The organism is Corynebacterium sp. MSK019 (assembly GCF_030232425.1).
Lineage (GTDB): Bacteria > Actinomycetota > Actinomycetes > Mycobacteriales > Mycobacteriaceae > Corynebacterium > Corynebacterium jeikeium_D.
Genome location: NZ_JASPJT010000009.1, coordinates 124,877 through 140,026, shown reverse-complemented (window position 1 = coordinate 140,026; position 15,150 = coordinate 124,877). Strand labels below are relative to the sequence as shown.

General features: G+C 60.8%; 10 protein-coding genes and 4 tRNA genes. 4 read left to right on the top strand and 10 right to left on the bottom strand.

All coding sequences use genetic code 11. From position 1 onward, the window contains the following. Positions 1 to 148 precede the first annotated feature (148 nt). The 4 genes from QP982_RS08085 to QP982_RS08070 all read right to left on the bottom strand — a co-directional run bounded on the left by QP982_RS08085 (position 149) and on the right by QP982_RS08070 (position 4,849). Positions 149 to 221 (bottom strand) — tRNA-Arg (locus QP982_RS08085). A gap of 223 nt (positions 222 to 444) precedes the next feature. Then, positions 445 to 4,092, bottom strand: a complete 3,648-nt coding sequence (locus QP982_RS08080; protein WP_284870398.1) for a phosphoribosylformylglycinamidine synthase — start codon at positions 4,090 to 4,092, stop codon at positions 445 to 447. Between the two features lie 586 nt (positions 4,093 to 4,678). Further along, positions 4,679 to 4,754 (bottom strand) — tRNA-Arg (locus tag QP982_RS08075). Between the two features lie 3 nt (positions 4,755 to 4,757). Next, positions 4,758 to 4,849, bottom strand: a tRNA-Ser gene (locus QP982_RS08070). A 211-nt stretch (positions 4,850 to 5,060) separates the two neighbouring features. Between QP982_RS08070 and QP982_RS08065 the strand changes: the two genes are divergently transcribed. Beyond that, the gene (locus QP982_RS08065) at positions 5,061 to 6,200 is read left to right on the top strand and encodes a histidinol-phosphate transaminase (protein WP_070862748.1); all 1,140 of its coding nucleotides are present in this window, start codon (positions 5,061 to 5,063) and stop codon (positions 6,198 to 6,200) included. Positions 6,201 to 6,214: 14 nt separating this feature from the next. Here QP982_RS08065 and QP982_RS08060 read toward each other — a convergent pair whose 3' ends face one another. From QP982_RS08060 to QP982_RS08040, 5 genes are all read right to left on the bottom strand, one after another. Beyond that, positions 6,215 to 7,108: a hypothetical protein gene (locus QP982_RS08060; RefSeq protein WP_101688002.1), complete on the bottom strand. Its 894-nt coding sequence runs from the start codon at positions 7,106 to 7,108 to the stop codon at positions 6,215 to 6,217. Beyond that, entirely contained in the window at positions 7,101 to 7,844 is a 744-nt protein-coding gene (locus QP982_RS08055) for a hypothetical protein (RefSeq protein WP_070862749.1), read from the bottom strand. The genes QP982_RS08060 and QP982_RS08055 overlap by 8 nt, the downstream gene beginning before the upstream one ends. A gap of 289 nt (positions 7,845 to 8,133) precedes the next feature. Beyond that, positions 8,134 to 8,862, bottom strand: coding sequence for a hypothetical protein (locus QP982_RS08050; RefSeq protein ID WP_016421837.1), 729 nt, complete (start codon positions 8,860 to 8,862; stop codon positions 8,134 to 8,136). Between the two features lie 62 nt (positions 8,863 to 8,924). Further along, positions 8,925 to 9,707, bottom strand: a complete 783-nt coding sequence (locus QP982_RS08045) for a DUF11 domain-containing protein (RefSeq protein WP_070862750.1) — start codon at positions 9,705 to 9,707, stop codon at positions 8,925 to 8,927. A 540-nt stretch (positions 9,708 to 10,247) separates the two neighbouring features. Continuing rightward, positions 10,248 to 10,332: transfer RNA gene (locus QP982_RS08040), tRNA-Ser, on the bottom strand. A gap of 197 nt (positions 10,333 to 10,529) precedes the next feature. On the opposite strand from QP982_RS08040, the gene QP982_RS08035 reads away from it, so the two are divergent. Beyond that, positions 10,530 to 11,498 (top strand): NAD(P)H-quinone oxidoreductase, encoded by a 969-nt coding sequence (locus tag QP982_RS08035; protein ID WP_284870397.1) that lies wholly within the window; start codon positions 10,530 to 10,532, stop codon positions 11,496 to 11,498. A 16-nt stretch (positions 11,499 to 11,514) separates the two neighbouring features. Here the strand turns inward: QP982_RS08035 and QP982_RS08030 are convergent, their stop codons facing one another. Then, on the bottom strand, positions 11,515 to 12,783 hold the full coding sequence (locus QP982_RS08030; RefSeq protein ID WP_284870396.1) for an aminotransferase class V-fold PLP-dependent enzyme: 1,269 nt from the start codon (positions 12,781 to 12,783) through the stop codon (positions 11,515 to 11,517). Between the two features lie 579 nt (positions 12,784 to 13,362). On the opposite strand from QP982_RS08030, the gene wzm reads away from it, so the two are divergent. Continuing rightward, the gene (gene wzm / locus QP982_RS08025; RefSeq protein ID WP_443984480.1) at positions 13,363 to 14,223 is read left to right on the top strand and encodes a galactan export ABC transporter permease subunit Wzm/RfbD; all 861 of its coding nucleotides are present in this window, start codon (positions 13,363 to 13,365) and stop codon (positions 14,221 to 14,223) included. 46 nt (positions 14,224 to 14,269) lie between these two features. Further along, positions 14,270 to 15,052, top strand: coding sequence for a galactan export ABC transporter ATP-binding subunit Wzt/RfbE (wzt, locus tag QP982_RS08020; protein WP_005510871.1), 783 nt, complete (start codon positions 14,270 to 14,272; stop codon positions 15,050 to 15,052). The last annotated feature ends 98 nt before the right edge of the window (positions 15,053 to 15,150 follow it).

The window sequence follows — 15,150 nt, the reverse complement described above, 5'->3', positions numbered from 1 at the left end:
CTCGGCATCCAAAAAGGCTGGATCAAATAACCGCAACACGCCCGGAAAAGACACACTTTTCTTTACTTAACCCGCATAAGTGCCAGAAAACCATCGATAAGTCAGGCAGACAAAAAGACCCGCACCTTATCGGCGCGGGTCTGCACTGTGCGCCCGAAGGGATTCGAACCCCTAACCTTCTGATCCGTAGTCAGATGCTCTATCCGTTGAGCTACGGGCGCATTTTGTTGTTATTCAGTGACTCCGGGTGAATCCCTTGGCCCCTGCAACGAATAGATACTTTACTCATCCTGCGAAGTTTTACAAAATCCGCTGTTCAGAGGCATATTCCGGGCAACCCGGGAAGAGTCTTAGGCTGCAACTGCGCCACCCGCTATAGCTGCGGGTGGCAGCGTAAGCTGTACGCGCGGCGGAGACTATCCGCCGCACAGCACCAGACCAGTCCTACTCGCCGCGGACCCAGCGGACAGCGTTGCCAAAGATGTCCTGCTCACCAATACCCGGAATGTTGCGCATCAAGCCCTCGCGGAAACGCTCAGGGTGACCCATCTTGCCCAGAATCCTGCCGTCAGCACTGACAATGCCCTCAATGGCGTAGGAAGAACCGTTCGGGTTGGCTGGCGCTGTCATCGTCGGCACGCCGTCGGCATCGACGTACTGGAAAGCGACCTGGCCGGCCTCGAACAGGCGGCGGGCCTCGTCCTCGGAAACCACGAAACGACCCTCACCGTGAGAAACCGGCATGAGGTGGGTCTGGCCTGGCTCGAAACCGCGCAGCCACGGGGAATTCACGGTCGCGACGCGAGTGGTGGCGATGCGGGACACGTGGCGCAGCTGGCGGTTGTGGGCCAGGGTCGGCGAGTCCTCGCGGAGCTGCGCAGGGTCGCCGTACGGCAGGAAGCCGGACTTGACCAGCGCCTGGAAACCGTTACAAATACCGAGCACAAGACCGTTGTCGGCCACGAACTCCTTGACGGCGGCTGCGACATCGTCGGAACGCAGGAACGCGGCGATGAACTTGGCGGACCCGTCCGGCTCATCCCCCAGGGAGAAGCCACCGGAGAACGCCAGGATGTCGGCGTCCTGAAGCTTCTCGATGAACGCCTTCGTGTCCTCCGCCAGCATTGCCGGGGTCAGGTTGCGGATCACGTGGAACTCGTAGGTAGCGCCCGCTGCGACGAATGCCTCGGCCATGTCGTACTCGGAGTTAGTACCCGGGAAGACTGGCAGCAACACGTGGACATCCTTCTTGCCCGGGCTCTGCAGGTCAGTCTTGGTCTCGTTGACCTGGTTAGCGAACTCCGGCAGGGCCTCGCCCTCGTAGTCATTGAGCGGGAAGACCTCACGGTAACCGGACTCCATTGCCTCCAGAGCCTCGGCGACAGTGAAGGACTCCTCACCGAAGCGCAGCGTGCCCGAATCGTCGGTGGTACCAATCTTCACAGCACCCTCAACAGCGCCCTCAACATCCTGACCAGCCGGAACAGCCACAACGATGGAGCCCAGCGGAGCCTCCGGAAGGGATGCCTCCAGGCCCACGCCATTGCCCACAGCCATGTTGACCAGGGTCGCAGCCAGATCCGCATTGGTAACAGCCGAGGCCGCAGCCGGGCGCAGCTCGCGCACAGCAGCAAACAGTTCGTTGAGCTGCTCGTAGTTCGGCTCCCCGGACTCGAGCGGCTGGTGCGCAAACAGGTAGAGGTCGAAATTACCTGCCGGGATTGCAGCAGAGACAGCGTCGGTCTCGTCCATTGCAGCGACCGCAAAGGTCACCAGGGTCGCCGGCACGTGCAGGTCCTCACCGTAGGTGCCGGACATGGAGTCCTTACCGCCAATAGCCGCAACCTGGAAGCCGTCCTGAGCCTCCAGCAAGCCAAGCAGAGCCTGCGCAACCTCGCCCCACCGCTTCGGATCCTGGTCCAGGCGCTGGAAGTACTCCTGCACACTCAGCCAGGCGCCGCGCGGATTGCCACCGGCCGCTGCGAGCTTAGCCAGAGCCTCCACGACGGAGTAGGAACCCATGAGGTACGGGGACTCGTCGGCAAGCGATGGCGAGTAACCCCAGGTCATGATGGACGCGGCGCTCGTGCCGCCATCGACCGGCAGCGTCTGGATCGACGCCTGCTCGTCGGTCTTCTGCATCGCACCGCCGTACGGCATGAGCACGGTGGAGCGGCCGACGGTCGAGTCGAACTGCTCGATCATGCCCTCCTGGGAGCCCGCCGTCGCCGCACGCAGCGACTCCAGTACGCTCGTCGGAGCCTGCTTTACGACGCCGCCCTCCGCAGCAACCATTTCGACGTTCTGGGCGCGGTCGGCGCCGTTGGTGTCGATGAACTCACGGGAGAGGTCGAAGACGACCTCGTCGCCCATGAACATGCGCAGTCGACCGGTATCGGTGATGTCGGCCAGCGCGACGGCCTCGATGTTCTCTTCAGCAGCGGCGGCGATGATGAAGTCCGCATCCTCCGGGCGCACGACCAGCGCCATGCGCTCCTGGGACTCGGAAATTGCAATCTCGCGGGCATTCAGACCGGCGTACTTCAGCGGCACGCGCTCGAGGTGAATGTCGATGGAGTCAGCCAGCTCACCGACCGCAACGGACACGCCACCAGCGCCGAAGTCATTACAGCGGACAATCTTGGTGGCGACGTCCTCGCGGCGGAACAGGCGCTGAATCTTGCGCTCGTTGACCGGGTTACCCTTCTGCACCTCGGCACCGGAGCGGCCCAGCGAGTCCTCATCGTGAGCCTTGGACGAGCCGGTCGCACCGCCGACGCCGTCACGGCCGGTGCGGCCACCGAGCATAATCACCACATCGCCCGGCGCAGGTTCGAGGCGCTTGACGTTGTCTGCCGGGGCAGCGGCGACGACGGCACCGAGTTCCATTCGCTTAGCGACGTATCCCGGGTGGACCAGCTCACGCACACCAGTGGTGGCCAGACCGATCTGGTTGCCGTAGGAGGAGTAGCCGGCTGCGGCGCGGGAGGAAATATCGCGCTGCGGCAGCTTGCCCTCGAGGGTCTGCTCGCGCGGAGTGTTGATGTCACCTGCGCCGGACAGACGCATGGCCTGGTAGACCCAGGAACGGCCTGACAGCGGGTCACGGATTGCGCCGCCGAGACAGGTGGAGGCGCCACCGAACGGCTCGATTTCGGTCGGGTGGTTGTGGGTCTCGTTCTTGAACATGAGCAGCCACTTGCGGTCATCGCCCTCGACGTCGACGTAGACGGAGCAGGCGTTGATTTCCTCGGAAACTTCCTGGTCATCCATCACGCCCGTGCGACGCAGTTCGCGGCCCATGATGGTGCCCATGTCCATCAGGGTGCGTGGCTTGTGAGTGCGGCCGTTGAGTTCACGCAGCTCGTCGTAGCGACGCAGCGCGCGATCCAACTGCGCGGCAAAGCGCGGCTCGTTGTTCTCGATGGAGGTCAGCTCGGTGTTGAAGGTGGTGTGGCGACAGTGGTCCGACCAGTAGGTATCCAGCGCGGACAGCTCCACCTCGGTCGGAGTGCGGCCCTCGGAGCGGAAGTAATCCTGGATGGTCTTCAGGTCGGCCAGCGACATGGCCATGCCGTCGGCTGCGAGCAGCTCGGCCAGGCCTTCGTCATCCAGCTCGGTGAAGCCCGGGTACTCCTTCAGCGGCTCGATCTCGCCCATGCTCGGACGGCGCAGGACGCTCAGGTTCTTCTCCCCCGATTCGACCGGGTTGATGAGGAAGGAGCGCACGGCGTCATTCACCGGAGCATCGAAAACATACAGCGTTGCCGAGGTGATCTGCGCCTGCGTTTCCGGGCGGAGCAGGCGCAGGGCCTGCTCGGCGGCATCGGCACGCTGGTCGTACTGGCCAGGCAGCGGCTCGACAGCAAGGTAGTTCCCCAGCTCGGCGGGGGCCGGGAGCTCGACCAGCTCGTCGACACGCGAATCAGCAACTACCGACTCACGCAGCGCGACAAGATCCTCCTCCGTCGCATCGAAAGCATCGTAGAGATAGTAGATTGCCACCTCGCCGTCCTGGCCGATCGAGGACAGCAGCGTAGCTTCCTCATTGCGGAACTCGGGCTTACGGCGAACGGCTAGACGGGCGTCCATCAAGGCTCCTATCGAAATACGGGGAGGGCAACCGGGGTCTAAGTCTATTGCAACTGTTCAGGATAGGAAAATGTCCCTCGGTACGCGAGGTGGACGGCGCGGGGCGGCGCGGGGCGGAAGCGTCGCGGGGCGGAGGCCCCGATTGACCAAGTACAAGGCCAGGCTAATCGGATTCAGCCGGGCAAAGGCTGCGCGGGGGTGTTGGAGGTACGGCCGTGGCTGCTCAAGGAGGTGCGAGTCGGTCGGCAGGTCCGGGTTGGTGCCTGTTGCTGCGCTTTGCTACCTGTTGCTGCGCGTTGCTGGAGCAAGGGAGCTGGTTCGTTGTCTTATCGATGCATAGTTCACCTATCGATTCGCTATAGCCTGGCCACAAGTGAACAGCGCATCGACAAGTGCACACGTAGCACCCACAGCGCGCGCATAAGTGGCGCAAAACCATCGACAGGCCACGAGAAACCATCGATAAGTGACCGAACCCTGGCCACAAGTGAAGGACCGCGCTGCCCCGCCCCGCAATGCCCCGGCTCGCGCTGCACTGCCAGGTAATAAAACAAAAAGACCCGCACCTACAAGGTGCGGGTCTACATGGTGCGCCCGAAGGGATTCGAACCCCTAACCTTCTGATCCGTAGTCAGATGCTCTATCCGTTGAGCTACGGGCGCGTGTGGCGGAGGCGAGAGGATTCGAACCTCCGGCCCGTCGCAAGACAGGCAACTCCTTAGCAGGGAGCCCCATTCGGCCGCTCTGGCACGCCTCCAAAACCACTGGCATCGGTCCCGCTTCAGCAAAGCTGTTCGCCATTGCGTGGACGAGACCAAATAACCGCAGCCAATCCTACAGAACACAAGAATTGAAAAGCAAAACACCCGCGGAGCCACCAAATACGGCGCCACAAATAGCGACCACACCTTGGGATTTTGCGGGGATTCTGTACTGCCCAATCCGGGCCATGTTCTACAGTTAGGCCTATGACCAACGATGCATCTTCAGTTCAGCCCAAAACCCGCGCCGACCTCGAGCAGGTTCCGGCCTATGTCCCGGGCAAGGCTGTGCCCGGCGCGCTGAAGATCGCGTCCAATGAAATGACCCAACCGCCACTGCCCTCGGTGGTGGAGGCCATCTCGCAGACCATCGCTGACCCAACCACCAGCCCGAACCGCTACCCGGACATGGGCGCGGTTGACCTGCGCATTAAGCTCGGCGAGCATCTGGGTCTGCCCCTGGAGCAGGTCGCGGTCGGCTGCGGCTCCTCTGCTCTGTGCCTGCAGCTCGTACAGGCCACCTGTGCGGATGGGGATGAGGTCGTGTTCCCGTGGCGCAGCTTCGAGGCCTACCCCATTCTCGCTCGCGTCGCTGGGGCTACTCCGGTGCCGGTGCCGCTGGATGCGCAGGGTCGCAATGATCTTTCGGCAATGGCTGCCGCTATCACCGGCCGCACACGCCTGGTTTTCGTCTGTAATCCCAATAACCCGACGGGCACGACCATCACTCGCGAGGCATTCGCGGAGTTTATGGCGCAGGTTCCGGGCGATGTTGTGGTCGCTCTCGACGAGGCGTACATCGAGCTGGTAGACGAGGCCACTCATGCTGCTACCCCGTTGGCGCATGAGCTGCTGGATACCTACCCCAACCTGGTTGGCCTGCGCACATTCTCCAAGGTCTACGGTTTGGCCGGGCTTCGTGTGGGCTACATGTTCGGCCCGGAGAAGCTTGTGGAGGCCGTGAATAAGGTCGCTATCCCCTTCTCCGTAAACACTCTCGCGCAGATTGCCGCGCTCACCTCGCTCGACGCACAGGAAGAGCTCACCGCCCGCATTGCTGAGGTCCGCGCACAGCGCGTCGCCGTCACAGAGGCCATCAACGCCGCCACCGGCCGCGAGACGGTGCTGCCGAACTCGCAGGCCAACTTCATTTGGATTGACGAGGGGCGGATCGCGAATCTCTCTTTGCTTGACGACGTCTCGGTGGCCACCACCACGGATCTCGGTGACTTCCTGGCGCAGCGCAACATTCTCATCCGCTGCTTTGCCGGCGAAGGTGCTCGCATCACCATCACTACTGAGGAAGAGACCTCGCAGCTGCTGGCTGCGCTAGGAATTGAGCGCTAACAGCTATCGCTCAGCTAGCAGCTACCGGCGCGGCCGGTGGTCGCGCCACCGCTGCGCTCAATCGCCTTTGCGATGCGGTCAAGCATTTGCTGGCCGGTCTCATAGGTGCCGTCGTCAGGCTGGGCTGCGATAGCGACACCAACGAAGGTGCCCGGCTTCTTGCCCGGCAGATAGCCGAACTGCCGCACAAGGTAGACACCTTCATCATCTGGGCCCCACCCACCCTTGAAGTGGGCACCGCGGATGCGTCCGAGGCCGTAGGACTGCTCGTCGGCAATCTGTCCCATGAGGTCAGCGACCTTTGGGCCCGCCTCGATGCACTGCAAATTGGCGCCGAAAATAGCCTGGTCGCGCAAATCCCACTGCGTCTGCCCGAAGACGGTGTATTCCGCACGGATGCGGTCAGTGCCCATGACGGTGCGGGTGTCGTGGCCCTCTCGGAGAATCTCGTCGGTGGTCGCGCCCGCGGTCGCGTCATCGCCCAGGGAGTACCACATGGACTCAGCCGCATCGTTATCGGAAACCGTGATTGCGGCTTCGACCAGGGAATCCACGCCCGATTGGCGCACATAAGCCACCGCAATCGGCACCTTGGAGGTAGACCAGGCCGGACCCGTTTTGAAGTCACCTGTGGCAACCACTTCGGAATCCTTATCCGGCGTTGCCAGAGCGGCGCCGGCCAGACCACCGAGTTCCTTTTGCGCGGACTTCACTGCCTCGACAACTTCGCGAGGCATCTCACCGGGCACAACTTTCCCGTCGGAGGATGCTCCGCCGGGGCCGTCGTCAAGCGGATTGGATAGCGTCGGCGACGGCATGTCCGCCGAGTCGGTGCCGATGGTGCAGGCGCTAAGGCCGAGCGTGACGACGGCGGTTGCGGCCAGAGCTACTCGGAGACGTTTAGACAATGTGCACCGTCGCATTCGTACCGCCGGTACAAGTGACAACCTCACCGTTATCGCGGCAGGTCATGCTGTATGTCTTGCCTGTTGTTGGGCTGCTAGCGGTGACAGTACCGTTGAGCTTCTTCGTAAGTTGATACTGCTCAACGAAGGAATTGCGGACGTTGGTGGCAAACTGACAGGTCGTCGTGTTACCGCCGACATCTTCTGCATATACCAAGTTCAAATCACCCGGATCGCCTGAGCCGGAGCAGTGGCGCCAATTCGATGGCGGCTGGAACCCTTCAGCGCGACGCTTCTGCTCAGCAGTCGACGACGTGGAGGAATCCTCAGCACTAGCGGACTGAACCGACTGGGGCGAGTTGCTGCCGGCCGAATTCACTCCCTTCGAATCGGAGAAGTAGAAGTAAGCCATTGCGCCGACGAAGAGAGCGACCGCAACGAGTGCCAGGACAATAACCGCGATGGTCAGCCCCTTGTTGTCATTGCGCGGCGCAGCAGCCGGACCAGCTTGCGGACCTGGAACATAGGGGGCAGGGCGGTATGGTTCAGGCTGCTGGGACTGTGGATACTGCTGCTGCAGATACTGGGTCTGCCCCTCAGGCTGCTCCCACTGTGCCCCATCCACAGCGCTCCACGCATTTGCCGGCGTATCAGCGGAGGGTTGATCATCTGACGTGCCCGGATTTATGCTCCACTCACCGAACGAGTCGTCCGAGTGGTTGCTCCGATTCGTTGCCATTGTTCGACCTTTTCCCTCAATACCGTCCGCCAGTATGACGCTGGGTTTGTATTACAGCAAGACCGAGCTTACCGGTTTTGGCAATTTGCCCGTATTGTTTCAGGCCACAGTACACGTTGGTCGGAGCAATTAAATTACCTCCGAAAACTACCTGTGGCAGATTTCGGACACACGAAACCCCCGACCGCATGCGACCGGGGGTTACGTTCTGCAATTCGCTCTCTATCCGGGGGAAGTTTTTACTTATCCCTCAGAGAGAACTGCCGCTAATCGCGACCTCGAACAGTCGTTAGAACGGCCACCACGACGGCTTCGCATTCTTGTTCACGACTACCTTTTCGCCGCCAACGACCCAGTTCGCGGTCGGGTTAAAAGCCGCGCCCAAGTTGGCGTAGCCGCCGTTGTCGAACTCACCTTCATAGCCTGGAGCCCTGTACGTGAAGTCAACGGAGACAGACTTCGAACTGCTGACAGTCGGGTTGTCCTTGAAGACACCGAGGAAGCCGCCCTCCGTCCAAGACAGGCGCACCTGACGATTACCGTTGCGCTCGGTGTTGACGTACTCCCCCTCCTTCAGCGTGTAAATACCGCCACCGAGGATATTGTCCTGCGACTGGCGAGTCACACGAACGAGCTCAAAGTCAGCCGGGATGTTGTGGCCGATTCCCCGCAGTTTGCCTTCGCCATTGACGCCGACGACCTCAATACGGATGGTGACCTCGTCACCCGGTCGGACCTCCTTACCGCGGATAATCTGCGAGTAAACATCAGCAGACCAAATCGGGCCACCGACAGTGCCGAGCTTCACCTTCGGGGCGCTCGAGCCCGGCAGGGTCAGACCAGGCGAATTAAGTCCTGGCGAGTTCAGACTCGGCGAGGGCAGACCCGGGGACTGCGCCATGGCAGGAGCGCCGAAACCGAAGGTCAAGCCAGCTGCGAGGGTAACTGCGGCAATGGCGGTACGGGAGCGACGTCGCGGACGAGAGGCCTTAGTGGTCTGGGCGTGTGCGTTGTACATGTTGAGAAGCTTTCTGTGAGACCTGAGAACTATCGAGATGAAAGTGCGCAGATGGAAACTACTTAGCGGTTAATGCCCGGCGACGGCAGCCCCGGCGACGGCAGCCCCGGGGACTGGAAGCCCGGCGACTGCAGGCTCGGGGAGCCCAGCGAGCCACCCGGAACACCCGGAATACCCGGAGCCGGCGCCTCCCGCTTCACAGTGAGCTTCGGCCCCATGTCATGCAGCTTCTCCACCTTGTCGCCTGGGTTGAAGTGGATTTCGGTTCCCGTATTCAACGCACCGTCGGCAATCGCGTCCGTGACGCGGTACTGCCACTTGAAACTCACAGTCGACGTGGTCGGGGAGCCCCATGCCTGAAAGATGGTGCCGGCCTTAAACTCCACCGCACCGTTGTTAACGATTTCCAGCCACTTATCCGACTCGTTCGGATCCGCCCAGTCATCGCTGCCGACCTTGTACGTCGCCGAGTTGGCCACGTACTGCAGGCCGTTCGGAATGACATCGGTCATGCGCTGAATGTAGGACTTCGCACCCCAGATGTTGTTGTCCGTGTAGGTCAGAGTAAAGGTCACGACATCGCCAGGCTTGACGACGGCACCCGCGACACCATTGACCTCAACGGATCGCGTCACATTGGAGTTCTTCCAGCTATGCGTCGCGCTGGAGGAACCAGTACCGGTGACTTCGCCAATGGCGTCGGTGACGGTCTGAGTGATGGAATCAATGCTCGGCAGTTCCTGAGCATGTGCGGTATTACCGAATCCCGCAAAGGTCATACCTGCGGCTAGAGAGAGTGCAGCAATGCGAGCAATGCTGCGGTTACGTACGGTGCGAGTTGCCATCTGTCACGGGCTCCTTTTAACGATGCGAAGACTTGTGGTCGGAGTAGGCCAACATGGGGGTTCTCCAGTAGGAATGCACGCGTGATGCATCGGCGTGCGATTCACTTGGCGATAGTTAATACGACACCTATCGACGGCGGCAACAAGTAGCCATTTTTCGAACATCAACCTAAAAATCGAAAACTATGTCGCCACATCGGTCACACCAGTCACATGTCCGCACATGCGTTACAGGTTTGGGCCGGCTGGAATACTTTTAACTATAGAAATACACACTGCCCTGAAATGGCTATTCCCCACCGCTGCCGAAATTGACCCCATTTTCCATCCCGCGACAAAACACCCCAGCTTGCCCCCTGTAACGCTGTTCAGGGGTATCCAAAGAGCCCAATTACATGCCCGTCCGACCACCCCATAACGGGGTTAACCACGAAAACCGCCCAAAGGTCCAACTATCCGTCGCCGACCTCAGTACATACGCCAACTTTTAGGAGAAATGGAGAAACCCCCGGTAGAAGATCTACTGAGGGCTCCCAGCTGCGGAAGTAGAGGGATTTGAACCCCCGGAGGTGTGACCCTCGCTGGTTTTCAAGACCAGTGCATTCGGCCGCTCTGCCATACTTCCAACGCCAACATCATAACCGCATACCGCCGTAAGGCAGCAAACGCCCTCATAACACCCCTTGCCAGCACCTTTCGCAAGCCCTTCATCGGAAACCACACCCCAAGCATCCACCTCTACAGACATAACTATTTTTGCTAATTGCAAAAGAGCTTGAAATACCGCGTGCATAACCAGTTTTTGCATTACCTTTGAAGACTATGAAGGCAATCATTCAGACTGATCTTTCCAACCCCCGCGCCCTGGAATGGGCCGATGCTCCGGAACCGACTCTCGAGGATGGGCAGGTGCTGGTCAAGGTCAAGGCCGCTGGCGTAAACCGTGCTGACCTACTGCAGGCCGCTGGCCACTACCCGCCACCGAAAGGCGTGACCGACACTCTCGGCCTGGAGTGCGCGGGTGTCATTGAAGAGGTCAAGGGCGACTCTCAGGGCTGGAAAGTCGGCGACGAGGTCTGCTGCCTTCTCTCCGGTGGCGCTTACGCCGAAAAGGTCGCAGTCCCGGCCGGCCAGATTCTCCCACTGCCACATGGCTACTCATTCACCGAGGCCGCATCCGTCGTCGAGGTTGCCTGCACGGTGTTCTCGAATGTCGTGATGATTGCCGGCCCCAAGGAAGGCGACCTACTGCTGGTCCACGGTGGCGCGGGCGGCATCGGCACTTTCGCTATTCAGATGGCCAAGCGGCTCGGTGCTCGCGTCGCAGTCACCGCCGGTTCAGCGGAGAAGCTGGCTAAGTGCAAGGAGCTCGGCGCCGACATCCTCATCAATTACAAGGAAGAGGACTTCGAGGAGATCGTTGCAGCTGAGGGTGGCGCCAATGTCATTCTGGACATCATGGGCGCAAAGTACCTCGACCGAAACGTCAAGGCCCTGGCGAAGGACGGCCACCTGGTCATCATCGGCATGCAGGGAGGCGTTAAGGGCGAGCTCAGCATCGGCCGCCTGCTGAGCAAGCGCGGCTCCATCACCGCCACCGGCCTGCGCTACCGCGATCTCGCTGACAAGGCTCGCATCGTCAACGCCACAGAGGACACCATCTGGCCAATGCTTGCCGACGGCACCGTCACCCCTCAAATTCATGAGGTCATGGATATGCGCGACGCAGCCAAGGCCCACGAGCTGCTCGACAGCGGCGCGGTCAGCGGCAAGATTGTGCTGACCGTCTAGTTAACCGGCTACCTAGCTAACCGAGCGAGGCAACTGCCCGCACGAGCTGGTCAATGTCGTGCGGCGTATTGAACGGCTGGAGGCCAACTCCCACGGCGCCTCCAGCCTCATCGATGCCCATGGCCTCCAGCAGTGGCGATTCGTATGCATCAACAATGCTGGTCACGAGGCCATTATCCAACAACCTATCCACGACCACCTTCGCCGACACCCCATCGACGAGGAAGCTAACGCGCGGAATGTGCTGTGCCCGCGACACACTCGCGAAAGAATCATCTTCGGTATCCATGCCGATGATGTACACCCGCGGCAGGGTCATCAACGCCGCAATTAGGCGTTCCGACAACGTCGTCAAGTAGCGAGAAACCTGCGGCATCGCCGTTTCAATGCGATGCCTACGCGACCCCCTCGCCGTGCTATCCAGCGATGCCAGGTGCAGCACCGATTCCGACACTCCGCCAAGCAACGCCGGCGACACTGGGGAAACCTCGATCCGCTCGACGCCGCGCACATTCGGCACATAGCTTAACGACGTCATGCGCTCGAACATCTCGGGATCCTTGAACACCAATGCTGCGACCTCAGGCCCGCCCAGCACGGAGGCATCAACCAGCATGATGTCGGCGCCCAGCTTGCTCATCGACACATCGCGGTAGGCGACAATATCCGAGGCATCGACCAAAACCCAGGCGTTGGAGTACTCATGCACCCGCCGAGAAATGTCAGCTACCGGGGCGATGGTGCCAATGAACGAATCCGCGGCCGGGACGACAACGAGGCGAGTGTGCTCGTCTACGAGCTCGTCGAACTGCCAGGACGGCAACGTACCCGAGGACAAGTCGGCCTCAGCAATGCGGACTTGAGCTCCGTAGAGATTAGCTGCTCGGCGTAGTGGTGCGTGTACGACCTGCGAACCAATGCGAGAAATCACCAGATTAGAGCCGAGCGTCAAGCGTCGACTCATTGCGGACGTGAACTGCTCCATGAGCACCGCACGCGAAGATCCCAACACCACGCCGGCGACCGGGCCGCCAGTGAGGTCGGCAAAAGCCCGGCGCGCACTGGCGGTTAGCTCCGCTGCAGCGGGAACGCCCGAGCTGCGCGACTGGCCATGAGCCCCCGCCCCAGTCTCACCAGGAAGGGACTTCTGGGCATTGCGAAATGCAGAAATCATCGCAGCCTGGACACGCTCGGGTACCTGGGTGCGTTGACCCGCATTGAGGTATGTCCACCCGTCGGAAAGCGACGAGTAAGCACCCCTGGTTGTCGGCACATCGAAGGCCATGAAAACCCTTTCCCGGTTTCGAATTCAAGCTGCGATATCTATTTCAGAGTTAACTGTGCAATCACCCACGAATCGAGCATCCATGCCCCGAACCGTGTATCGATTGCACATCTTAGTTGGAACCAATTCTATCGAAGCAACCCCCTATAGGATAATCTTTATCCCTTTTTAGTAGTTGCTTAAAATTGGACGAACTTTTCTTGCCTGTAGCCATGCGCAAGCACTCCCGATGCGTGAACCATATGCACCAGCTGCATGCCATAAAGCAGTTACAGCGGCGATTGTATGTAAGTTTTCCAGGGTCACATAACCAGTCACATAACCAACCGTGGAAACAGCCTCAGAAGCACCACGTCACCACCAATGACGACCGTCCCACGCGACCGTTGTTCGCCGTCACGACGTGGAATAATGGCTCGCCCGGTGCCGTCGGTATTCAATCTAAACCGCCCTAGCTAGTATTTTGGAGACGTGACTAACGCAGAAAATGATCGCCAATCCGCAGCTGCAGCCGACCAGCCGGCCAATACTGTGCGCAATGGCTCCGCTATCCGCACGGAGGAAACTCTCCGTCGCGACATTGCGCGCATAACTGACGCAACGGGTGAGGCACCGGCTTTCAAGTCGCGTTCCCGCACCATGGGCGCTGCCTGGCAGGATCTGGTTACCGGCTTCGGCCAGCGCGAGCTGTGGCTGCAGCTGGGCTGGCAGGACATCAAGCAGCGCTACCGCCGCTCCACGCTTGGCCCACTGTGGATCACCATTGCCACCGGCGCCATGGCCCTCGCTCTCGGCCTGCTGTACTCGCTGCTGTTCCAGCAGGAGCTGGCGTTCTTCCTGCCACACGTGACCGTTGGCCTGATCATCTGGGGATTCATCTCCGGCTGCGTGCGCGAGGGCGCAACCGTCTTCATTGAAAACGAAGGCCTGATCAAACAGTTGCCCAGCGCGCTGAGCGTTCACGTCTACAGGCTGGTATGGCGGCAGCTGCTCTTCCTGGCCCACAACATGGTGATCTGGCTGATCCTCGTGCTGGTCTTCCGGCCGGATTTGGGCTGGAACTTCTTCCTAGTCATCCCAGCGATGGCGCTGCTGGTGGTCAACGGTGTGTGGGTGACGATGTTCTTCGGCATCATCGCTACGCGCTACCGCGACGTGGCACCACTGCTGGATTCCCTAATTCAGCTGGTGTTTTACATGACTCCGATTGTGTGGACCACCAAGACGCTGGAGGAACAGGGCGGTGCCGTCGCCGAACGCGCACGCATCGCAGAGATCAACCCGCTGTTCCACTACCTGGAAATCATCCGTGCCCCGCTAACCGGCGAGCCGGTGGATACCTACCACTGGTGGATTGTCCTCGCCTGCACCGCAGTCGGCCTGCTGCTGGCACTCGGGGCCATGCGCCTGTGGCGCTCCCGCGTGAGCTACTGGGTTTAGGCCGCAAGGGCCGTCGTAAAGCGAATAGAACTAGCAAGGGATAAGCATGGTCAGCATTGATACTTACAACGCGTGCGTTGACTTCCCCATTTTCGACGCCAAATCGCGGTCGATGAAGAAGGCGTTCCTCGGCGCCGCGGGTGGTGCGATTGGCCGCAATGACTCCAATGTCGTGGTCATTGAAGCGCTGAAGGACATCAACATCCATCTGCGCGAGGGCGACCGCGTCGGCTTGGTAGGCCACAACGGAGCGGGTAAGTCCACGCTGCTGCGACTGCTGTCGGGCATCTATGAGCCCACGCGCGGTGCCGCCGATGTGCGCGGCCGTGTGGCTCCGGTGTTCGACCTCGGTGTCGGCATGGACCCGGAGATCTCAGGTCTGGAAAACATCATCATCCGCGGTCTGTTCCTGGGGCAGACGCGCAAGCAGATGAAATCCAAGCTCGACGAAATCGCAGAGTTCACCGAACTCGGCGACTACCTGCACATGCCACTGCGCACCTACTCCACCGGTATGCGCGTGCGACTGGCGCTCGGCGTGGTCACGTCCATTGAGCCGGAGATTTTGCTTCTCGACGAAGGCATCGGAGCCGTCGACGCCGCATTCATGGCGAAGGCCCGGACGAAGTTGACCGAATTGGTCGACCGCTCCGGTCTGCTGGTGTTTGCGTCGCACTCAAATGAGTTCCTGGCGCAGCTGTGCGACACGGCGCTGTGGATTGATCACGGTACGGTTCGACAGGCAGGGCTTGTCGACGAAGTGGTCGAAGCCTACGAAGGTAAAGAGGCCGCCGACCAGGTGCGCCGCGTGCTCGCGCAGCGACGGTAGCAGCTTCGCCGGGAGTCCGGGCGCGGTTCCCCATCGTGGCCGAGCGGGCGGCTGGCGGGCGGCTGGCGGGCGGCACGGATGCTTGGAATTGCCCACCC

What these genes read in the sequence shown, in the direction of transcription:
- QP982_RS08045 (WP_070862750.1), bottom strand. Translation starts at nt 9,707, where the DNA reads ATGGCAACTCGCACCGTACGTAACCGCAGCATTGCTCGCATTGCTGCA.
- QP982_RS08030 (WP_284870396.1), bottom strand. Translation starts at nt 12,783, where the DNA reads ATGGCCTTCGATGTGCCGACAACCAGGGGTGCTTACTCGTCGCTTTCC.
- QP982_RS08065 (WP_070862748.1), top strand. Translation starts at nt 5,061, where the DNA reads ATGACCAACGATGCATCTTCAGTTCAGCCCAAAACCCGCGCCGACCTC.
- QP982_RS08050 (WP_016421837.1), bottom strand. Translation starts at nt 8,862, where the DNA reads ATGTACAACGCACACGCCCAGACCACTAAGGCCTCTCGTCCGCGACGT.
- wzt (WP_005510871.1), top strand. Translation starts at nt 14,270, where the DNA reads ATGGTCAGCATTGATACTTACAACGCGTGCGTTGACTTCCCCATTTTC.
- QP982_RS08035 (WP_284870397.1), top strand. Translation starts at nt 10,530, where the DNA reads ATGAAGGCAATCATTCAGACTGATCTTTCCAACCCCCGCGCCCTGGAA.
- QP982_RS08055 (WP_070862749.1), bottom strand. Translation starts at nt 7,844, where the DNA reads ATGGCAACGAATCGGAGCAACCACTCGGACGACTCGTTCGGTGAGTGG.
- QP982_RS08080 (WP_284870398.1), bottom strand. Translation starts at nt 4,092, where the DNA reads ATGGACGCCCGTCTAGCCGTTCGCCGTAAGCCCGAGTTCCGCAATGAG.